This window comes from Cohnella yongneupensis (assembly GCF_042655785.1).
GTDB lineage: Bacteria > Bacillota > Bacilli > Paenibacillales > Paenibacillaceae > Cohnella > Cohnella yongneupensis.
In genome coordinates, this window is the sequence record NZ_JBHSNC010000027.1 from 44262 (window position 1) to 65250 (window position 20989).

Annotated in this window: 17 protein-coding genes; 15 read left to right on the plus strand and 2 right to left on the minus strand. The window is 52.2% G+C overall.

Features of this window, described 5'->3' with window-relative positions; genetic code table 11:
* Window position 1: 1 nt before the first annotated feature.
* The 11 genes from ACFPQ4_RS09270 (at window position 2) to ACFPQ4_RS09320 (ending at window position 10856) form a co-directional block, all read left to right on the plus strand.
* Window positions 2–1165, plus strand: coding sequence for a Gfo/Idh/MocA family protein (locus tag ACFPQ4_RS09270; RefSeq protein WP_378111535.1), 1164 nt, complete (start codon window positions 2–4; stop codon window positions 1163–1165).
* Window positions 1162–2604, plus strand: a complete 1443-nt coding sequence (locus tag ACFPQ4_RS09275; protein WP_378111536.1) for an FAD-binding oxidoreductase — start codon at window positions 1162–1164, stop codon at window positions 2602–2604. Before ACFPQ4_RS09270 ends, ACFPQ4_RS09275 begins: the two co-directional genes overlap by 4 nt.
* On the plus strand, window positions 2597–3928 hold the full coding sequence (locus ACFPQ4_RS09280; RefSeq protein WP_378111688.1) for a (Fe-S)-binding protein: 1332 nt from the start codon (window positions 2597–2599) through the stop codon (window positions 3926–3928). Before ACFPQ4_RS09275 ends, ACFPQ4_RS09280 begins: the two co-directional genes overlap by 8 nt.
* 150 nt (window positions 3929–4078) lie before the next feature.
* Window positions 4079–4858: a VOC family protein gene (locus ACFPQ4_RS09285; RefSeq protein WP_378111537.1), complete on the plus strand. Its 780-nt coding sequence runs from the start codon at window positions 4079–4081 to the stop codon at window positions 4856–4858.
* A 22-nt stretch (window positions 4859–4880) separates the two neighbouring features.
* The gene (locus ACFPQ4_RS09290; RefSeq protein ID WP_378111538.1) at window positions 4881–5909 is read left to right on the plus strand and encodes a GyrI-like domain-containing protein; all 1029 of its coding nucleotides are present in this window, start codon (window positions 4881–4883) and stop codon (window positions 5907–5909) included.
* Window positions 5910–5912: 3 nt separating this feature from the next.
* Window positions 5913–6317, plus strand: coding sequence for a pentapeptide repeat-containing protein (locus ACFPQ4_RS09295; protein ID WP_378111539.1), 405 nt, complete (start codon window positions 5913–5915; stop codon window positions 6315–6317).
* Entirely contained in the window at window positions 6314–6691 is a 378-nt protein-coding gene (locus ACFPQ4_RS09300) for a RidA family protein (protein WP_378111540.1), read from the plus strand. Before ACFPQ4_RS09295 ends, ACFPQ4_RS09300 begins: the two co-directional genes overlap by 4 nt.
* Before the next feature lie 187 nt (window positions 6692–6878).
* The gene (locus ACFPQ4_RS09305) at window positions 6879–7022 is read left to right on the plus strand and encodes a copper homeostasis protein CutC (protein WP_378111541.1); all 144 of its coding nucleotides are present in this window, start codon (window positions 6879–6881) and stop codon (window positions 7020–7022) included.
* Window positions 7023–7283: 261 nt separating this feature from the next.
* Window positions 7284–8102, plus strand: coding sequence for a hypothetical protein (locus ACFPQ4_RS09310; protein WP_378111542.1), 819 nt, complete (start codon window positions 7284–7286; stop codon window positions 8100–8102).
* 132 nt (window positions 8103–8234) lie between these two features.
* A complete protein-coding gene (locus ACFPQ4_RS09315; RefSeq protein ID WP_378111543.1) occupies window positions 8235–9782 on the plus strand; it encodes a glycoside hydrolase family 31 protein in 1548 nt (515 codons plus the stop codon).
* A 63-nt stretch (window positions 9783–9845) separates the two neighbouring features.
* The gene (locus tag ACFPQ4_RS09320) at window positions 9846–10856 is read left to right on the plus strand and encodes a LacI family DNA-binding transcriptional regulator (protein WP_378111689.1); all 1011 of its coding nucleotides are present in this window, start codon (window positions 9846–9848) and stop codon (window positions 10854–10856) included.
* Between the two features lie 54 nt (window positions 10857–10910).
* Here ACFPQ4_RS09320 and ACFPQ4_RS09325 read toward each other — a convergent pair whose 3' ends face one another.
* Window positions 10911–12932 (minus strand): methyl-accepting chemotaxis protein, encoded by a 2022-nt coding sequence (locus tag ACFPQ4_RS09325; RefSeq protein ID WP_378111544.1) that lies wholly within the window; start codon window positions 12930–12932, stop codon window positions 10911–10913.
* A 45-nt stretch (window positions 12933–12977) separates the two neighbouring features.
* Entirely contained in the window at window positions 12978–14249 is a 1272-nt protein-coding gene (locus ACFPQ4_RS09330) for a Gfo/Idh/MocA family protein (protein ID WP_378111545.1), read from the minus strand.
* Between the two features lie 263 nt (window positions 14250–14512).
* Between ACFPQ4_RS09330 and ACFPQ4_RS09335 the strand changes: the two genes are divergently transcribed.
* From ACFPQ4_RS09335 to ACFPQ4_RS09350, 4 genes are all read left to right on the plus strand, one after another.
* Window positions 14513–15862: an ABC transporter substrate-binding protein gene (locus ACFPQ4_RS09335; protein WP_378111546.1), complete on the plus strand. Its 1350-nt coding sequence runs from the start codon at window positions 14513–14515 to the stop codon at window positions 15860–15862.
* 76 nt (window positions 15863–15938) lie between these two features.
* Window positions 15939–16805: a carbohydrate ABC transporter permease gene (locus tag ACFPQ4_RS09340; RefSeq protein WP_378111547.1), complete on the plus strand. Its 867-nt coding sequence runs from the start codon at window positions 15939–15941 to the stop codon at window positions 16803–16805.
* A 12-nt stretch (window positions 16806–16817) separates the two neighbouring features.
* Window positions 16818–17657 carry a carbohydrate ABC transporter permease gene (locus ACFPQ4_RS09345; RefSeq protein WP_378111548.1) on the plus strand — a complete coding sequence of 280 codons (840 nt, stop codon included), beginning with the start codon at window positions 16818–16820 and terminating at the stop codon, window positions 17655–17657.
* 89 nt (window positions 17658–17746) lie between these two features.
* Window positions 17747–20677, plus strand: a complete 2931-nt coding sequence (locus ACFPQ4_RS09350; protein WP_378111549.1) for a DUF4832 domain-containing protein — start codon at window positions 17747–17749, stop codon at window positions 20675–20677.
* Window positions 20678–20989: the final 312 nt, after the last annotated feature.

Genomic DNA, 20989 nt, shown 5'->3' on the forward strand with positions numbered 1-20989 from the left:
TATGGCGGCTGATAAGTTGGAGAAAAAGATTATCCGCTTCGGCGTCATCGGATGCGGCTTGATGGGCAAGGAATTCGCTAGCGCCGCAGCGCGCTGGTGCCACCTGACCGACGTGAACTTCGAACCCCAAATTATAGCGGTGTGCGATGCCAATCCCGCTGCTTCGGCATGGTTCGTTCAAGCGGTGCCCAGCGTTAAATACGTATACGTAGACTACAAGGATATGCTCGCTAATGCTGACGTGGATGCGATCTATTGCGCAGTCCCGCATAATTTGCACCGACAAATCTACGAAGATATTATTCGTGCCGGCAAGCATTTGCTAGGAGAAAAGCCGTTCGGAATCGATAAGGAAGCGAACGCGAGCATACTGCAAACGATTAAAGAGCATCCGCAGGTCGTTGTTCGTAGCTCGTCCGAGTTTCCGTTCTTCCCAGGCGCGATGCAGATAACGAAATGGGTTAACGAAGGACGATTCGGTCGCATTATAGAGGTGGAAGCCGGTTTCTGGCATTCCAGCGACCTTGATCCGACTAAGCCGATTAACTGGAAGCGACGGATCGAGACTAACGGCGAGTACGGTTGTATGGGTGATCTTGGTCTTCATGTGTTGCATTTGCCGCTAAGATTCGGGTGGAAACCGCGCAATGTGAGGGCTTTACTCAACAAAATCGTAGAAAAGCGACCGGATGGACGAGGCGGAATGGCCCCTTGCGAAACGTGGGATAACGCGATTCTTGCTTGCGATGTGCAAACGGAGACGCAGCATTTTCCAATGGTACTATCAACGAAACGAATTGCCCCAGGACATGCCAACACGTGGTTCATTCGAATTCAAGGCACCGATTTTTCCGCGGAGTTTACGACCAAAAATCCGAAACAGGTCGCCTCGCTGCCCTATGTTCCTGGAGGCGCTCAAGCTTGGCATGTAACGGACGTTCCATATAAATCGGCATACGGCACGATAACGGGAGGAATCTTCGAGTTCGGTTTTTCGGACTCCATTCTACAGATGTGGGCGGCGTTCTGCGATGAGCTCGCGAACGGCAGCGACGGAATGCTGCAACCGTTTCGATGCGCGACTCCGGAGGAGGCGGCGGGAAGCCATGCCTTGTTTACCGCCGCATTGGAATCCAACCGTTCGGGAAATACGATACCGTTATGATAGACCCGATTGTTACGAGACAACTGCGGCAAATCGTCGGTGAGTCCTATTATCGAGACGATCCGGAGGCTCTTGTCACGCACTCCTACGATGGGACGCCGATGCTGCAAAGCTTGCCCGATGGAGTAATCTACCCGAAGACTACGAATCAAGTGGCAGACATTATGAAGGTGCTGTCCGTTCATCGTATCCCCGTCGTGTCTCGCGGCTCTGCTTCGAACCTATGCGGAGGAACGGTTCCCGTGCAAGGCGGCGTCGTCATGGTCATGCATCGGATGAATCGGATACTAGAGGTAGATCAAGAGAACCTGACGGCCACGGTTCAGACGGGAATTATTACGGCGGAGTTTACGAGCCACATCGAATCTATGGGATTATTTTATCCGCCGGATCCGAGCAGCATGAAGATCTCAACGATCGGCGGCAATATCGCAGAGAGCTCCGGGGGGTTGCGCGGTCTTAAATATGGTACGACCAAAGACTATGTGCTCGGGCTCGAGGCCGTTCTGGCCAACGGAGAGATCATTCGTACCGGCGGAAAATTGATGAAAGACGTAGCGGGGTATGACTTAACCAAGCTGCTTGTCGGATCGGAGGGTACGCTCGCCATTATTACGGAAGCGACCTTGAAGCTTATCCCTCCGCCGAAGAGTAAAAAGACGATGCTAGCGATGTATATGGATCTGTATAGCGCGGCAAGAACAGTGTCCCGAATTATCGAGCATAGAATTATTCCCGCCACGCTCGAAATTATGGATAACGCAACGATTCGGGTAGTGGACGATTACGCGAAGCTGGGTCTCCCGCATGACGTTGCTGCGATTCTGTTAATCGAGCAGGACGGCGATTCAGAGACGGTGGAACGCGACATCGATCAAATTCGATCGATATGCGAGTCGGAGGGAGCAAGTCGCATAGAAGTGGCCGAAGATCGGGAACAAGCGGAAAAGCTGTTAACGGCAAGGCGAAGCGCCTTTACTGCGTTAGCAAGGCTACGGCCGACGACGATCTTGGAGGATGCGACGGTTCCTCGTTCCCGAATCGCGGACATGGTGCTGCGTATTAATGAAATTGCAAACAAATACAACGTACAAATCGCTACCTTCGGTCATGCCGGCGACGGCAATCTTCATCCTACGGCGACCACCGATGCACGGGACCATGAGGAAGTACATCGCGTAGAGCTTGCGTTCGAGGAAATATTCGAGGCGGCGATCTCGCTCGGAGGTACGATCACAGGGGAGCACGGGGTCGGACTTGTCAAAGCGCCGTATCTGGAGTGGAAAATCGGAGCGGTCGGCATTGCCGTCATGCGCGGGATCAAGCTGGCGTTCGACCCGCACAACTTGCTTAATCCCGGCAAAGTGTTCGCTAAAGAAACAAGAAAAAGAGTGGTGATCGATCGTGTCCGAACGTCACGCACCGAGCCAAATGAATAGGGCGCAGGGATCGTTAACGGGTACATTGGTAACAAAGCTAGACTACGAACAGCTGACGAATTGTATGCGTTGCGGGTTCTGCTTGCCTGCATGCCCAACCTTTCGCGAGACTGGCTTGGAAGCGGAATCGCCGAGAGGACGCATCGCGTTGATGAAGGCTGTTGCGGACGGTATTATGAAGCCGGATCAAACGTTTCAGGAGCAGATGAGCCATTGTCTCGGATGCAGAGCGTGCGAACCGGCGTGTCCCGCGGACGTGAAATACGGTCAATTGATCGAGCAGGCTCGCGACGCCATTGAGGATCATGCGCATCATAGTGCACCAGTCACGGGTATTCGAAAGCTCATGTTTAAAGGCATGTTTCCCCATCGTAACCGGTTGAAATGGCTGGGGAGAGCGTTAACCGTCTACCAAAAGTCAGGTGTTCGGGCGATCGTAAGGGCGAGCGGGTTGATGAAGGTTTTCCCGAAGCATCTGCGAGAGATGGAACGGATCTTACCGGATGGGACCGGGAAAGGCGTGGTTGAGCAGCTTGGAAGGATCATTCCGGCCAAAGGCGATCCGATAGCCCGAGTTGCGTTATTTCGGGGCTGTATTATGGATGTGTTGTTCGCTGGAACTAACGTTAATACGGTTAAATTGCTGACGGAAGCGGGCTTTGAAGTGGTCATTCCCGAACAGCAAACCTGCTGCGGTGCCCTTCATGCGCATAGTGGCGAGATGGACTTGGCGAGGGAGCTGGCACGCGTAAACGTGAAAGCTTTCGAGGAAGCGGGCATTGCCTATATCGTTTCGAATGCCGGCGGGTGCGGTGCGCAGTTGGTCGGATATGACCATCTGCTGCACGATGATCCTGAATTCCATGAGCCAGGCAAGCGATTTGCTTCGCGTGTCATTGATATTAGCCAATTGCTGCTTCAATTCGGACGGTTGCCGAAGTTCTCCGAACCGATAGAACCAGACTCGATGCCTCTGAAGGTAACGTACCAAGATTCTTGTCATTTGCGCAACGTAATGAAGGGGGCGAATGCTCCTAGGCAATTGATCAAACGCGTCGCGAACGTGCAGTTCATCGAGATGAAGGAAGCGGATAGATGCTGCGGTTCGGCAGGGATCTACAACGTGATGCAGCCGGATATGGCGGATCAAATTTTGGAGCACAAAATGGAGCACGCTAACCAAACCAACGCTCGCTATTTGCTGACGAGCAACCCCGGGTGTCTTCTGCAAATGAAACTGGGCGTAGAGAAGTACGGGACGAATGAAAAGGTAGAAGTTAAACATATCGTAGATTTTCTTTATGAATCTAGCGGTAATAAGTGAGTGGAGACCCTTAACGTCGGCAATGACGGGTAAGGGTCTTTTTGTGAATATTTAATTTATTAATTTAAAAGCCTTGAAGGATTTTCCATCAAAAAAGGCGAATGTATATTCGCATACTTCCATAGTTATTGGTCTAGGAGGCGATCGTAAATGGGAAGACAGATTGGCAGTTCGCTTAGCGTGCTTGCAGTATCCGACATCGCCCGTTCGCGGCAGTATTACCGGGAAGTACTTGGCTTCAACGTAACCGACTGGTGGGCGGAGCGGGACGGACTGAACGGCATGGCGCTAAAGCTGCATCAGGCGCCGGAGGGCTTCAGGCCGGTTCCGAACCCTCCGGAAAGCGGAGCGGACACGGGCATCGATGTGCAAGGCTACACCGAGACATGGGCGGGGCTTGATAGTTTGTACGAGGAATTCAAGAGCAAGGGAGCCAAGTTCGCCAGGGAACCGGTCATTTATCCGGACTTCGGGCCGTGGAAGGAGTTCGTCGTCGAGGATCCCGATGGCTATCATCTCGCTTTCGGCGGCGTTGACGGTGGCAGAGCCCACTGCAGCATCCAGTCCAAGATCGACTCGGCCATACTGTGGGTTAGAAACCTGGAGCGGGCCGTGGACCGATACAGCAAGCTGATGGGGCTGGAGGTTCGGGAAGAGGATAGATACGGTCATCTGCATCTGTTCCGACTCGATAACGGTACGCATCTGATGCTGGACTCGAATGGCATGGACAACGTGCCGGTGCCGGAACGAGGTCCTTTGCTGCTAAAGCTGGATACGTACGACATCGAGCGGGCGAAGCGCGAAGCCGTCGGTCACGGGTTCGAGGTCGTACTCGACATTCAGAAGCTGCCTTCGGTGTCTTATTTCAATATTCGCGACGAGGACGGCAATATCATTATGATTACGCAGAATGTCGTTCAATCCTAACGATCGGGAGGTTATGGGGGCAATGAGGGTACGTATCGTGGAAATGCCGGAGATGAAAGCGGCGGTCATTCGTTCGGAGCAAAGCGGTGAAGGCACGCGCAAGGCATGGCGAGGGATACGGGAGCTGCTTGGCGGTCACTCGTCCGTGAAGAATGAGGACTACGGGCTTGTATTCATCCCGGAATGGCAGTGGGCGACCGGCGTGCGGGAGCTGTGGACCGGCGTTGAGGTAAGTGGGTTCGAGGAGCTTCCGGACGGGCTGGAAACGATCATCCTTCCGGCGCGCAAATACGCCAAGCTGACAATCCGCGGCAATGGAAGCCGGATGGAAGACGGGTATGCCTTCCTAAATCAATGGTTCGAGCAGGAAGGAATCGAACGGGACGTAACGGAAGGCTCGTTCGGCTTCGAGGCCAACCGGCTGAATCCGGTCAATCCGTTCGACATCCCCCGTTCGGAAATCGACTTTTTCGATTATGACATCTACGCGCCGATCAAGCATGCGGAGGCGCTCGAGACGGACCGCTTTCAGCATATCGAGAGCATCGATATTGTCGCTGAGCCGTCGCGCCGGATTATCGGGATCGAGCGGTTCGTGGCGCAGCAAGACGGAGAACAGGCAGCGGAGGCGATCCCAGCGATCTGGGAAGCGTTCCACGCTCTTCGCAAAGAGCGGAGTATTGCGAACGATAGCGAGGAGTCGTTCGGTCTATTTACGTACGCGCCGCCCTTTGGCCCGGGTCAGAACTTCTTATATTTGGCCGGCGTCGAGATTGCGGAGAATGACGGAAGTCCGATCCCGGACGGAATGATCGAGCGCACGATCCCCGCCGGCGAATTCGCCGTCGTTACCTATCGCGGACAGGTTGCGGACATCCATGAAGCATGGGGCTTCTTCCATGGAAGCTGGCGCGGGCATTCGGAGTATAATGCAATCGACGATTATGAGTACGAACGCTATGACTGCAAGTATAGGGGACCGGACAACGGCGAATCGGTAATCGAGCTGCATTTTCCGGTCGTTCTCGCCAAATCGATTGTGGAGGTATAAGCGATGGAACTTAATAATCAGAACGAGAAGCTGAAAGTACGGTATTCGTTTATTAAAGGGTCCGAGTTCGATTGCGTCGAATTAAGCGAATCCAAGTTTACTAACATCAATATGTCCGGCGTTCTCATCAAGGACGCGAACTTGTCCGATCTCGAAATCTTCGAGGCGCAGCTGGGCGGCGCTTACATACACGGTATCGGCTTGCCGCCCGTCGGACATCCGGCTTATCGGGACGATCAAGGCGAGCAGCGTCCGATTCGATTCGAACAGTGCGATATGGCGGGCAGTACGATCAAGTCTTGCAATCTGAAGAACGTCTCCATCGAGAATTGCGAGATTGAGGGGTTAACGATTAACGGAATTAACATTTCGGAGTTGATCAGCAGATATCAAGCGGAGTACAAATGAAAGAAGTCATTTTAACGGACAAAGCGCAGCAACCGGGCACAATGCCGTATTCTCAGGCTATCAAAGTCGGTAATACCGTGTACGTCGCAGGGCAAGGCCCCTTCGAACCCGATACGGGATTTTGTAACAGCGATACGCTGGAGTATCAAGCCAGGCGAACATTGGAGAACGTAAAAGCCATCCTGGAAGCAGCTGGAGCGAAAATGAGCGATGTCGTCAAAGTTACCGTTTTTCTGGAGCCTGGCGCTGATTTTGACAGGTTTAACGAGTACTACAAGGAGTATTTTTCAGCTCCGTACCCTGCAAGAGCGATTACCGGCGTCAGCCAAGGATTCCTGATTCAAATGGATGCCATAGCGGTCATTAATTCGTAGGATTATGGCAAATCCGGTGAAGTTGAATTCGGCGTTTCGGTAAAAGGTCGTAAGAGCCCGTCAGCTTCTCTAAATGAGCTGACGGGTTTTTGTTTCGTGTTGGCATCGGAAGACGGGCTGCACTAGAAGGATCCGAAAGTTTGTTAATTTAAATAGAACTCGTGAAGAAAGAAGGAGCGCTGCTTTAGTGATTATCGAAGTGATCGCTACATCCACGGAAGATATTCTGCAAGCCGCTGCAGGAGGCGCCGACCGAATCGAGTTATGCGCTGGTCTACAAGAAGCGGTTAATGCGAACTTGGTACGTAAAATAAAAGAGATAAGCAACTAACCATCAGAAGCAAGATCCGACAACAATTCCGCCGTTTCGACCGCGTCCGGCAGGGAATCAAGCCCTCGTTCTAGAAATCAGTACGCATCGGCAGTTGACCGATTGCACAAACGCGTAAGCAGCTGTTGCCGCTGCTTGACCGGAACGAGGAGATGAAAGCGAGATTGAACCGTTCTTTGACCGAACGGAGGTAGGTTTGTGGAAAAACGTGATTCTATGTATAAGAGCCATATAAAGGTTGGAATATGAAGGGAGATGCTTATGAGGCCTCTAATCGGTTGTTGGATGTTTTGGTACATCTTATTATTTGAAAAGAATAAGACGCTGAAAGCCTATAGGATCACTCGCTTAAAGGGCGACGCGCTTTGGTATTCTAATGCGCTTTGGACCCTCTTTTTTCTGTTTATTTCAGGAGAACCTAATTATTATTTTATTTTGCCTATTGCCACGGGTATATGTGTGATTCATGTTATTGTTCAACGTCCCTTCATAAATGAAGTTAAAGTGTTTATAAAATCTAATTTTTCCGACAATTACATTCGCGCTATGTTTCAAACGTGGCTTAATCAAAAATCGAATAGAGAAGCATTCTTAGAAGAGTTGTATATGTTCGAGCGTGCGGTTTTTGACAAATGGGTTGCAGGTGGCGGACCCGAACGAGAGCGGATAGAAGAAGAAGAGCGCAGACGAAAACGAAAGGCTGAGTTTGAGGAATTTAAAAATGAAATTAAAAGCGCTTGGCATGAGATGTGGCAAGAGCTGGACGAAAAGTGGGACAATTTTAATAGGTCACGCCAATCAAAACAAGATGATTATGGTGAAAGTAATAATTTCGAAGAAGAGTATGCGTACAAGCAATCCCATAAAAACTTCAATGAAAGAATTACAAATCCGAATAAATGGGCGCTTCAGATTATGGAACTCCCAACGAATACTACTGATTTCAATGTGATTCGTTCAAAATATCGAAGTTTAATGAAACTTCATCATCCTGATGTCGGTGGCGACGAATTAAAATGTAAGCAATTAATCGATGCCTATGGGGTGTTGACAGAAGCTTACGGGAAAAAGGCCAGTTAAGTTGAAATAAATAGACCACCTTTAAACCGCGCCGGTCGCGGTTTTTTGTTTGCGCATTGACGGGAAAAGCAGGAAACGCTAATATAGAAATAAATTGCGCAAAAAATTTCCTGACGGCGGTGGACAACAGATATGACCTCGAAAACGATTGAAATTCCAGTGTTGAAGGATGAGCTTTGGTGGGGCGGCGCTATTCACGATGGCATTCGAATGCCTTACGGTACGGAGGATATCGAGCATGATTTAAGAAACTTATTGGAGAATTCCGGAGCGCCGTTTCTCGTATCGAACAGAGGCAGATTCATTTGGCACGACAGGCCTTTTAAATTCAAATTCGGTTCCGGCACGATAAGCATCGATAGCGACAATAAAGCAATCCTTCGCGAAGGGCAGTATCATACGCTCGAGGAAGCCTTCCACGAGGCGGCCGGCGAATATTTTCCGGCGCTTGGACGCACGCCTGATCCGCTAGCGATAACAGCGCCGCAATATTGCACGTGGATGGAAATGCATTACGAGCCGACGCAACGGAAGACGATCGACTACGCGCGGGAAATCGTCCGCCAAGGGTTCCCGCCGGGCGTGCTCATAATCGATGATAACTGGATGGAGGATTACGGCACTTGGAGCTTCCACCCGGCCCGGTTTCCCGATCCGAAGCAGATGGTCGACGAGCTGCACGATATGGGATTCAAGGTCATGCTATGGGTATGTCCTTATGTCAGCCCGGACAGCCGGACGGGAAGAATGCTTGCTAAGCAAGGTTATCTGGTTAACGACGATAGAGGGAAGACAGCGCTGCGAAGATGGTGGAATGGCTGTAGCGCGGTGTTGGATTATACGTATCCCGAAGCGTGGACGTGGTTTAAGGACACGTTGGACGAATTGGTGGAGCTATACGGCATCGACGGCTTTAAATTCGATGCCGGTGACCCCGCGGGCGACGCGAACAGCGAATGGGTTACGGGCTTTACATGGAGAGGAACGAATATCCCGAACGAGGATTGCGCCGCGTATAGCCGCTTAGGACTGCATTATCCGCTCAGCGAATACCGCGCAAGCTGGAAGATGGGCGGAGCGCCGCTCATGCAACGCTTGCGGGATAAGCCTCATACTTGGGGACAAGACGGCATTCGGGCGCTCATACCGAATGCGATCGCGCAAGGTTTGGTCGGCTTCGCGTTCAATTGTCCGGACATGGTCGGGGGCGGGTGGGACGGAGATTTAGGCGGAACGGCATTCGACCCGGAGCTATTCGTCCGGTATGCGCAATGCGCGGCGTTGTTCCCAATGATGCAATTTTCGACGGCGCCATGGAAAGCGCTTGACGAACGGATGACTTCATACTGCCTGGATGCGGTGAAATTGCGGGAACAGCTCGGCCCGGAGCTGCTAGCACTCGCGGACGAAGCGGGGCGGAGAGGCACTCCGATTTTGCGCGCGTTGGAGTTCGTGTTCCCGGGACAAGGGTACGAGTCCGTTAAAGATCAATTCATGGTCGGAGCCTCGATTCTAGTTGCTCCCGTACTAGAGAAGGGATCCGTCAGCCGGGAAATCCGATTCCCGGTAGGAACATGGATCGGGGATGACGGGAGCGTGGTCGTTGGACCCAGTACAATCAAGGTGCAAGCCCCGCTCTCGCGTCTGCCTTGGTATCGTCGCGAGACATTATCTATTTGACTCTCCATCCAACGCTCATTAAGATGAAAGTATAAGGTTGTACCGGACCGGAGGAGATCGTCCATCAAGCTCAAGGAAATAGCCGAAAAGGCCAACGTATCGGTCAGCACCGTTTCTCGCATTATTAATAACCAAGGGAATTTTAGCGAGGAAACAAGGCGCAAGGTGCTTGATGTCGCGAACGAGTATATTAAGCCCGGCATCGCCCCGTCGAAGCTTTCGGGAATCGCTTATAGCATTGCCGTATTCGTTCCCGACGCGAACGATTTCTTCGACAATGATCCTGCTTCTTCCGCGGATCTGAACGACCTGAAGGAGCACTTTGAAGCCCATGGTCATCAGTTTCATATGGCGACCCATACCGCGGATTTTGCGGTTTCTTCTTCCGCCTACCGGTTGCTAAGCGAGAAGAAGATCGACGCGGCGGTCGTGTTCGACCCGTTCATAGAGGATAAGCTGGTCGACGAACTCATTAACCGAGGCATTCCTTATTTGGTGACGAACGGCAGAAGCTATGAGGGCTCGCAGAACTTTATCGATTACGATAATCGTAGAGGCGCATACGACGTCGTCCGTTATTTGCACGAGCTTGGCCATCGCAAGATCGGCTTGATTGCCGGTCCAAGCCGGCATTTGGTGAACGAGAACCGGCTGCGCGGCTGTAAGGAAGCTTTTCAAGAATTAGGTCTCGAATGGGACGAAGCTAGCGTGCTTATGGGCGCATTCGATCCGGCGCACGGCTATCAGGCGGTTAAGCGCTTGCTAGCCGAGCAGCCCGATATTACGGCACTATTCGCGTTCAATGACATGATCGCGTTCGGAGCGATGAAGGGGTTGTCCGAGCTGAAGCTCAGAATTCCGAAGGACGTATCCCTCGTCGGGTTTGACGATTTGAAGCTATCGGAGTTCATGATGCCGCCGCTGACGACGGTTAGAAGATTCAGGTACGATATTAGCCCGTTGATCGTTAAGATGATAACGGAGCTCATTACGAACAAATATATCTCGGAAGTGAATATCAGCTTGAAGACGGAGCTGGTCGAACGGGATTCGTGCGGTAAAGTTCGCGCATAGCAGGTAAATAAAAGCGGCAGTCCCTGGTCATTCCGGGGACTGCCGCTTTTAGCGTTAAAACGTAAACTGATCCAAGTCTCGCTGAAGACCGCTTGATAACTCAGCCATCTGTTCCGATAGTTGCAATAGGCGATTGCTGATTTGCAATTGAATATCGCCTTGCGCCGCCACTTCCACGGACGTCGCATAAGATTGCTCCGATATGGCGCTTACGTTTTCCATGGCCGTCGCCAACTGGATCTGAGATTGCTCCATCGTTTGAAGAACTTCCGACATGACGGATAAATTCGTAAGGAATCCGCTCTGCCTTTCTTGCACCGTTCGAAAAATGTCGTCCGTGCTCATTACCAATTGAGATTGCTTTGTAAGAATAGGGTAGGTGTCTCCCATTAGCAAAGCCGTGCGATCGATATCATGAAGGATCTGATTGGTGATGTCCCCAACTCCTTCGATCGTCGCTTTCGATTGCTCCGCAAGCTTCCGAATTTCATCGGCAATGACCATGAACCCTTTACCTGCGCCGCCGGATCGATGGGCCTCTATGGAGGCATTGAGGGCGAGAATATTCGTTCGCTTCACGATGTCGTAAAGCTTGTTCATGACGAGCTTGACGGACTGGTTGCCTGCCTTTAACTTTTCCACTCTTTCCACCATTAAGCGGGTCTTCGTTTCTACCTCTGTCGTTTGTCCGCGTAGCTGTACCATTAGAGATTGGCCTTGAAGACCTACCTGCCTTAGTTCGATCGCGGATTGCTCCATTTGAACGCTGCTATGGATGACCGACCCCATCTGAGTCGTTGTCTCTGAAGCCATTCCGCTCACCTTGTCGGTTTCGGAAGACAACTCGGCAGAGCCCGAGGCGATTTCCCGGTTCGCTCTCGTCATCCGGTCTGCCGAGGCGGCCGTCGATTTCGAAACCCGCAACAGCTCTTCGGAAGTGGTAAGCACTTGTTTGGCCGATTCGGCCGATTTGTGGACGAACCGGGTAATCTGCGACATCATGCCGTTAAAGCTCGCTGCAAGCTGACCGATTTCGTCTTTCCTGGAGGAAACCATGCGCACCTGAAGGTCGCCGTTCTCTCCGGCTTTCATCAGTTCTCTTAGTTTAATTAAAGGTTTGCCGTATCGACGGGCCATCCACCAGCCCATGACGATTGCCAATAAAAGCGACAACCCTGCGATGAGCAACGTATTGTGCCAAATGGAACGCGTCTCGCGAAGGAACTGGCTGACCGGCACGTAGGCCAAAGTGTACCAACCGTTCTTCTCCGACCGTGTGAAGACCATTGCATTATTGATTCCATTGCTGTCTTTAACGTAGGCAAAACCGGATTCCTCGCTATTGGAGCTCCTGTTTACAATTGTGTTCATCATAGACGCGGCGTTGTCGTTATTGTGGTCGGCGCTGTTATAGATCACTGCATTGCTCGCGGTTGCGACGATTTTGACGCCATCGTCTCCTATTCGGACGGCGTTTAATTCGTTGCCGATCAAATCGAGCTTGATTTCATAGAGCAAACCGCCCAGGAACTCGCCAGCGCCTTGATTGCCTAATGCCCTGGCAAGACCGATGGAGGCTTCTTCGCCGTTGCTGGAATAGCCTTGGGGATGGGTTTCCAGCCAGACGGCATGTCCATTGTTGGATCGAATATCGGCAAACCACTTTTCTTGCGAAACCTCTTTCGCTATCGCGGGTTGTCTACCGGATAATAGCCATTGTCCGTCGGCGTCGTACAGTTGAATAGACACTAGCGAGTCGTCGACGGCAACCATCTCATCCAGTTTGGATTGAATTTTAATTTTGGCCAGCGCTTTATCTACGTCGGGCAAATCCGAGCTTAAATAGTCCCTAACATCCTTAAGAAATAAATTGTTGATGGCGAGTTGTTCGGTTTTCTCGTCATATTGGTTATAAAGTAGATCCAGCTTTTCGCCGGCTTGCGTTATCGTTTGTTTCGAAGCGTCGGTCAATTTTTCCTTTAGAATGCTTTGGGAAGAGTAGTACGAACCGTAACCGGTAATCAGAACGAAACCGATAATGCTAACCAAAAACAAGAAGAACAATTGGTTCCCCACGGAGTACCCCATCTTTAGAAAGCGAGCAGGCAGCCTCATTTTTGTTTACTCCCTCGGTTTTGTCATGGAACGGAACGCTCTCATATCGACGACTTCCCCGCCGCGAAGGCGGGATTGCTCGGCCGCGAACGCCATGAGATGGCTTTCGAGGGACGCTTCGGCGGAAGTAAGATTGTTCTCGTAGCGCATTTCCCGCAAATCGGACAAGAATTGCCGCATAATCCCATCGTCGCCGCCTTGATGTCCGCCTTCCCCGGTCGATGCCTGAACGAGCGTTCGAACGCCTCCGGCAAACTCGAACAGATCGATTTCTCCTTTGACGAGATCCCCCCGCAACTCTCCCTTAGTTCCCATGATTTGCACGATTCGGTTTATGTCTCGCGTAAGCCCGCACATGCTGAACATGACGGTCGCTCCGCTCTCGAACTCCATGTTCACGACTTGGTGGTCTACGACATTGTTGTCGGTCCGGTAGACGCACTTCCCGTACGGCCCGGTCTTGATCGCTTTCATGCGGTTGTCTACGGTAGGCGGGTCGGCGATTAATCTCGCAAACGGATTATCTTCGAGATTTTGCAAGTAGAACCTTGGGGCGGAATAAGGGCAAGACGATTCCACCGCGCAGCCGTCCGTGCAGCGTTCCGCCGAATCGGGCGGCGCGTTTTCCAGCCGGAAGTGGCTTAAGGAGCCGAAGGAGCTGACCCTGGTACATTCTGAATCGACTAGCCATCGGATCAAGTCCATATCGTGGCAAGACTTGGCTAGAATCATCGGGCTGGAGAGGTGGGAATTCCGCCAATTGCCTCTAACGAAGCTATGCGCGTAATGGAGGTAACCAACGTTCTCGTTATGTTGAATGGAGATGACGTCGCCGATTCGCCCGTTCGCGATCAAGCTCTTCAGCTCCCGCCAGAATGGCGTATACCGCGAGACATGGCAGATTGACAGCAGCAGTCCTTGTTTTGTAGCTTCTTCCGTCATGAGCGCACATTCCAAAGGATCTGCCGACATCGGCTTTTCCAATAGAACGTGATACCCCTTGCGCAAAGCTTGCATCGTAGGTTCGAAATGCATGCGATCTTGCGTGCATATAAGCAAGGCGTCGCACATCTTCGGTTGTTCGAGCAGTTGCTCCCACGAAAGGTAAACCTGATTCTCGTTTAAGCGGAATGATTTCGTAAAGGCGTCCCTCCGCTTAGCATCCGGCTCGGCAACGGCTACGATTTCGGCTTCGTTCGGGTGGTTTTGTACATAAGGCATATAGCTTAGAAAACCGCGCGCCCCTGCGCCAATAACCGCCAATTTCAGTTTTTTCATGCTGCATCCCCGCCTTCAATTTACTAATATTGCGCAAATTTACGAAAATAATTTCCTATCATTTTTGTAGCACAGATGAGAGTGGGTTGGAAATAGATTCTTAAATATGTGGCGAGAATCTTTAAATTACGGCATTTATTTGTGGTCTGTGGCGTTTTATGATGAAGAAGTCAAAAGTACTCTTGATGCAACGAGTCGGATAATTTGCGCAAATTTTCCGAAACGAGCAACGGACATGGATAAACTTTGAGGGGGAAACGTAAATGTTGCGTAATAAACCAGCTTACTTATTGGGCACGATTCTAGCATTCTCGACGATTATGGCAGCCTGCGGTAACAACAACGACGGAAACAATGGCAATAAAGCAAGCGAGTCCGCAAAGAACGAGCAACCTAGCCAGTCCGCATCGAACGATCAAGCGAGCCAGAAGCCAGAGAAGGACGTAACGATCAGCTATACGATTTGGGACAAGAACCAACAGCCAGCGATGGAGGCGATCGCGTCCGAGTTCACAGCGCAGCACCCGAATATCAAAGTTAAGGTAGAAGTCATCCCGTGGGGCGACTATTGGACGAAGATGTCCGCCGCCGCGCCTGCAGGCACTTTGCCAGACGTGTTCTGGATGCACGGAGGCCAATTCATTAAATACGCGACGGGCGGATTCCTTGAGCCGATCACGGACAAAGTGGATGCTGGCGCCATCGATTTGAACAACTACGCTTCCAACCTCGGTTCCATCTACACGCTCGACGGCGTTAACTACGGCGTGCCGAAGGATTTCGATACGATCGGGCTTGCCTATAACAAGGAATTGTTCGACCAAGCAGGCGTTCCTTATCCGGACGATACTTGGGATTACAATAAGCTTGCCGAAGTCGCCAAGAAATTGTCCCAACCGGACAAAGGCATTTACGGATTCGCTGCTAAAATGGATACGCAAGTCGGCTACTGGAACGATATGCTCGCGAACGGCGGATATATTTTATCGGACGACATGTCCAAATCCGGATATGACGATCCTGCTTCCATCGAAGCTCTGAAATTCCGTTACCAAATGGTGCTCGACAAAGCTTCCCCGACGCATCAACAACTGACGGATACCGACTCCACCGAAATGTTCAAATCCGGTAAGCTGGCCATGATCTTCGAAGGATCTTGGCGCAACGGAGATATCGATAGCAGCGAAATCATTCATGGCAAATGGAACTGGGCACCGCTTCCGAAAGGCAAAGTGAAACGCGGCAACATCATTAACGGTCTCGGCAACGTTATGTCGGCCAAAGGCAAAAACAAAGACGAATCCGGTCTTTTCCTTGAGTTCCTAGGCTCCAAGCGCGCGGCTGAAATTACCGCCGAGATGGGCGCGGCAATCCCGGCATTCAAAGACACGCAAGCCGCATGGGTCAAATCGAAACCGGACTTGAACCTGCAAGTGTTCATCGATCAGGCATCCGACGCGGTTCCGTATCCAAGCGGTTCGAAATCCTACCCTGTCTGGTTCGCCAAAGAATCCGAGATCATGTCTCAAGCATGGGGCGGAGCGATTTCCATCGAGGAAGGCGCCAAGAAAGTCGCGGATATGATGAACCAAGCGATAGCCGATGCGAAATAACGATTAGCAGGATGAATGTCGAAGGCGTTCCGCGCTTGCGGAATGCCTTCGGCGATCGAGAAGGGTGGCGGCGATTATGTCGAAAAGCAGATATTTATGGGCGTACTTTATGATTGCTCCCACACTGATCGGCACGTTGGTGTTCTGGAGCTGGCCCGCTTTCTATTCCATATATCTCGGTTTTCTGAAATCCGAGAATTTCGGGCTCGTCAACCATTGGGTCGGATTCAAAAATTACGAGAAACTATTCCACGACTCGGAGTTTTGGCAAAACCTGCGCAATACGCTCTACTACATGGTGCTGTTCGTACCGGCGACCGTGGTGCTCTCTACCTTTTTCGCCGTGATGCTGAACGCCAAAATCAAGGGACAGTCCATATTCCGGGTCATCTTCTTCCTGCCCCAAGTGACTATGCCCGCGGCGGCGGCCATGGTATGGGTCGTTCTGTTCGCCCAGGATTACGGCTTTATAAACTATGTGTTCGGTACGCATATTTCATGGCTGTCGGATCCCCGCTTCGCGATGTATTCCGTCGTGCTCGTTGGCGTCTGGGCGGCTATCGGCTTTAACATGCTGCTTATATTGGCGGGTTTGCAAGGGATTCCTAAGACGTTGTACGAAGCGGCCGAGATCGACGGAGCGGTCAAATTCAATAAATTCCGGTATATCACGTTGCCACTTCTAACCCCGACGCTATTTTTCACGACGGTCGTGTTGATGATCGGGGCATCGCAAATTTTCGACTCTATCTACTTGCTCATCGGGAAGACGAACGTGGCGTTGCCTTCGGTTCGTTCGCTCGTGTACGCCTATTACCAAAATTCCTTCGTCTACTACGATCAGAACTATGGTGCGGCCATCGTTAACATATTACTTCTCATTAATTTGGTCCTGACGGGACTGCAGTTTTTATTCCAGAAAAAATGGGTCGTATACGACTAAGGAGGGCATGAGATGAACGGCAGCTTGGTCCGATCGAACAACAGAACGAAACTTGTCATCTACGTAGTGCTCATCGCAACCTCCCTCTTTATGGTCGTGCCCTTTATATGGATGCTGCTGACTTCCGTCAAGACGCCGATGGAAGCGACCCAAATTCCGGTCAAAATATTCCCTTCCGAGTTGAAATGGGGGAGCTACAAGGAAGCGTTCGTACAATCTTCCTTTAAGTATTACTACTTCAATACGGCTTTCTCGGCATTCATGAAGACTGTGTTCCCGATCGTATTCAGTTCGATGGCTGCTTTCGCTTTCGCGAGAATTCGATTTCCGGGCAGAGCGTTGTGCTTCTTTCTCATCATCTCCGTCATGATGGTACCGAACCCGGTGTTTTACACGCCGCAATATCTCATGCTCAGCAAGCTGGGACTGGTGAATACGGTAACGGCGCTATGGATCGCGGCGCTCATTAGTCCTTTCGCCACTTTCCTGCTTAGGCAATTTTTCCTCGGTATTTCAAAAGAGTTGGAGGAGGCGGCTATTCTCGATGGCTGCAATCCGTTCCAAATCTATTGGCACATTATGCTTCCGCTCGTAAAATCGGCGTTAGTCGCGGTCGTCATCATTCAATTGCTGTGGTCTTGGAACGAGCTGCAGTGGCCGCTTATTATTAATAGTTCTCCGGAGAAGCTGACTTTGTCCGCCGGGCTGGCAACGCTCGTATCCAAATTCGGAACGAATTACCCCGTGCTGATGGCGGGAGCTTTCATGGCCGTCATCCCGATGATTATCTTGTTCTTTATTTTCCAAAAGAGATTTATCGAAGGCGTGGCATTTAGCGCTCACAAAGGGTAGGACGATAAGGGAGGTCTTGATGATGCTCCCTTTTCGTTCACCTCCTTATGTAAGCGCTTAATATGTAAATTTTAGAGGAGGAATTCGTAGTGAAAAGAAAATTAGGGTCGTCTATTTTGTCGCTCTCCCTGGCTTTGGTTGTGGCGGCGGGATCGGCGGGGTGGCCGGGTAAAGAAGCTCGTGCCGCTGTAGGGACGTTGACGGTTAATTTGACCGAAACGTCGGAAGCGTTCAAAAATCCGAATATGGGGTTCAGGCCGTCGGTGTACATCGGCAGCACTAACTTCCCGGACAAGGAGTACACTTCGATCTACAAGCAGTACATTCCGTATACGAGTCTCGAGAATTTGGCTTCGGATTCGGTGCAGAAAATTAAAGATTGGAGCAACACCGCGTGGGCGGGGCTGGAAAACCGCAATTTGAAGGTTGTGCCGAGGGTCGTCATCGTCTATCCGAACGTAGGCGAATATTGGCCGGACGGTATTCCGCATGGAGATCCGGCTCAGCAATGGCTTTCGGATACGTACAAAAACCGGATGGTCGCCTTTATCGCCAAGCTCGGGCAAGCGTGGAACAACGATCCCCGCGTCGCGGCCGTCGAATTCGGCTTGTTCGGGAACTGGGGCGAGCAGCATATTTATCCGAACAAGTTCGCCGACGGAACGGACCGCATTCCGCTAAGCTTCCAGCAAGCACTCGGTGATGCTTATGTCAGCGCGTTTCCGAACAAGAAGGTAATGGTTCGTTATCCGGAGACGTTCGTCAATTATCCGTTCGGCATCCAGTGGGATTCCTTCGCGCTCCCGGATGACGCCGCGGGAGGAAACGGAGAAATCTCGCGGGATACGTGGCGGACGCAAATCAACAGCGGCGAGGTCGCGTACGACTGGGGTGACCAATCGAACTTGGGCGGCAGCCCGGACGGAACGCTGGGCAGCGTGAATAACACGAACTACGTGATCGATTGGATTATGAAAACCCACACGTCCAGCCTCGGGTGGATCGCGGAATATAATGCGGCTAACTCCGCGGTCGAAACAGGTGCGACGGCGATGCAGAAGGTGCTCGGTTACCGGTACGTCATTAATCAAGCTTCATTCTCCGGCAACGTTACGCCTGGCGGCACGATGAACGTCTCGTTTAACGTCGTAAATAAAGGCTCGTCGCCGTTCTATTACAATTGGCCGGTAGAGGCCAGCTTGCTCAGAGCGGATAAAACGGTTGCCTGGAAAGGCTTGTTCAATGCCGACATTCGGCAATGGTTGCCCGGCACCAATTGGAACGCGAGCACGAGGACTTATACTAACGCGCCGGCAACGAACGCGGTATCCGGTTCGTTCACGATTCCGAGCAACTTGGCTAACGGGACGTATACGCTGGCGTTGTCGATTCTCGATCCGTCCGGCTGGAAACCTAGCGTAAGATTCGCGAATACGAACTACTATTCGGGCGGTCGTACGCCGATCGGCAAAGTCGGTATCGGGGGAGATCCGAGCGATCAGAATTTGGGCTCGTTCAGCAGCTTGAAGTCTGACAACACGCTATCCTATAGCTTAACTAGTGGGGCTTACGACGGCGGGGTTAGCGGCGGCGGAGGCGGAGGCGGCGATACGCAAGCACCTACGGCACCGTCGGGGTTGAGTCAGACGGGCGTCACGTCCAGCAGCGTGGCGTTAACGTGGAGCGCGGCTACGGATAACGTCGGTGTGACGGCATACGACGTATACCGGGGTAGCAGCCTCGTCGGAACGACCTCGTCGACTTCCTTCACAAATACGGGACTTGCCGCAAGCACGTCGTATACATTTACCGTGAAGGCTCGCGATGCGGCTGGGAACGTGTCGGCGGCGAGCAACGCGGTCACCGTTTCGACGTCCGCGGGAAGCGGCGGAGGCAGTACGGTAACTTACGAGGCGGAGGCTTCGGGCAATACGCTCGCGGGAGGCGCGGTTACAGGCGCTTGCTCGGCGTGCTCCGGAGGGAGCAAGGTCGGCTACGTAGGCAACAATAGCGGGACGTTGCAATTTAACGGGGTTAACGCGGCTTCGGCCGGGACGGCGACGCTGACGATTTCGTACTTGAACGGCGATGCGACCCGTACGGCTCAGATGAGCGTCAACGGCGGATCGGCGGTTAGCGTAAGCTTCCCGAACACGGGCGGCTGGACGACGGTCGGCACGGTGCAGGCGCAAGTGACGTTGGCCGCGGGCAACAACACGATCAAGCTGTCTAACCCGAGCGGTTGGGCGCCGGACTTCGACCGAATCCAGGTCGCCGTCGGGGGCGGGGGAGGCGGCAGCGACACGCAAGCGCCGAGCGCTCCGGGAAGCCTGATCGTGACGGGGAAAACCGCTGCCAGCATAAGCTTGAGCTGGACGGCCTCTACGGATAACGTTGGAGTGGTTGGTTATGACGTATACAGAGGCGGGGCGTACGTCGGGACGACGGCTAGCGCTTCGTACACCGATTCGGGATTGGCGGCGAGTACTTCTTATACGTACACCGTTAAGGCCAAAGACGCGGCGGGCAATGTCTCCGCGTCGAGCAACTCCGTCACCGATACGACGAGCGCTTCGGGCGGAGGCGGCACGGGCTTGCTGCTCGACAACTTCGACGGTTCGCCGGGATGGCCGGGCAGCAACGATCTGGGCAAGTGGGCGGGAGCCAACAGTTTCTCGAACGGCGCGGGAATCATCGAGAGCGGCGCGCTGAAGCTGCAATACGCTAACAACGGCTGGCTAGGTACCGACGTAACGCAGAGCATCGCCGGATATACGAAGATGATCGTTCGCGTGAAGGGCGCCAACGGTGGCGAACAGTCCCACTTCAAGCTGAGCATCGGCGGCGTGGAGAAGACGTTGGCGGACTTCAGCGGCAACACGATTACGACGGCTTACAAAGATATCGAGATTGATCTAGTCGCGAACGGCGTGAATCGCAGCGCGCCCGGCCAATTGACGATGACATTCTGGTGGGGCGGAAGCGGGACGATCTGGATCGACGAGATTCGGTTCGCGTAGGGGGGGCAAGTGTTGTTAGGGAATCGATGTGAGTGTGGAGGGATATGTATCTCCTTCCGCTGCGGCTTCACCCCGCAAAGTGAAGTAAAGCTTTGTAGCCTATTCCAATTACTTTGCGGGGACCCCGAAATTTGGTCCCGAATTCTGAATGGTAACACCTTAACAAGGTGAATTCTCGCTCTTCAGGAGACACATGTCCCTCTTCTATCATCGATAAGAACATTGCTTGCTATTTTGGGTGGTGGAAAGGCAAATGGGCTTGGCGATTATCTCGCCAAGCCCATTTTGATGTCTTGAGTTGCCTCGCGGCTG

What these genes read in the sequence shown, in the direction of transcription:
- ACFPQ4_RS09270 (WP_378111535.1), top strand. Translation starts at nt 2, where the DNA reads ATGGCGGCTGATAAGTTGGAGAAAAAGATTATCCGCTTCGGCGTCATC.
- ACFPQ4_RS09275 (WP_378111536.1), top strand. Translation starts at nt 1,162, where the DNA reads ATGATAGACCCGATTGTTACGAGACAACTGCGGCAAATCGTCGGTGAG.
- ACFPQ4_RS09280 (WP_378111688.1), top strand. Translation starts at nt 2,597, where the DNA reads ATGAATAGGGCGCAGGGATCGTTAACGGGTACATTGGTAACAAAGCTA.
- ACFPQ4_RS09285 (WP_378111537.1), top strand. Translation starts at nt 4,079, where the DNA reads ATGGGAAGACAGATTGGCAGTTCGCTTAGCGTGCTTGCAGTATCCGAC.
- ACFPQ4_RS09290 (WP_378111538.1), top strand. Translation starts at nt 4,881, where the DNA reads ATGAGGGTACGTATCGTGGAAATGCCGGAGATGAAAGCGGCGGTCATT.
- ACFPQ4_RS09295 (WP_378111539.1), top strand. Translation starts at nt 5,913, where the DNA reads ATGGAACTTAATAATCAGAACGAGAAGCTGAAAGTACGGTATTCGTTT.
- ACFPQ4_RS09300 (WP_378111540.1), top strand. Translation starts at nt 6,314, where the DNA reads ATGAAAGAAGTCATTTTAACGGACAAAGCGCAGCAACCGGGCACAATG.
- ACFPQ4_RS09310 (WP_378111542.1), top strand. Translation starts at nt 7,284, where the DNA reads ATGAGGCCTCTAATCGGTTGTTGGATGTTTTGGTACATCTTATTATTT.
- ACFPQ4_RS09315 (WP_378111543.1), top strand. Translation starts at nt 8,235, where the DNA reads ATGACCTCGAAAACGATTGAAATTCCAGTGTTGAAGGATGAGCTTTGG.
- ACFPQ4_RS09330 (WP_378111545.1), bottom strand. Translation starts at nt 14,249, where the DNA reads ATGAAAAAACTGAAATTGGCGGTTATTGGCGCAGGGGCGCGCGGTTTT.
- ACFPQ4_RS09335 (WP_378111546.1), top strand. Translation starts at nt 14,513, where the DNA reads ATGTTGCGTAATAAACCAGCTTACTTATTGGGCACGATTCTAGCATTC.
- ACFPQ4_RS09340 (WP_378111547.1), top strand. Translation starts at nt 15,939, where the DNA reads ATGTCGAAAAGCAGATATTTATGGGCGTACTTTATGATTGCTCCCACA.
- ACFPQ4_RS09345 (WP_378111548.1), top strand. Translation starts at nt 16,818, where the DNA reads ATGAACGGCAGCTTGGTCCGATCGAACAACAGAACGAAACTTGTCATC.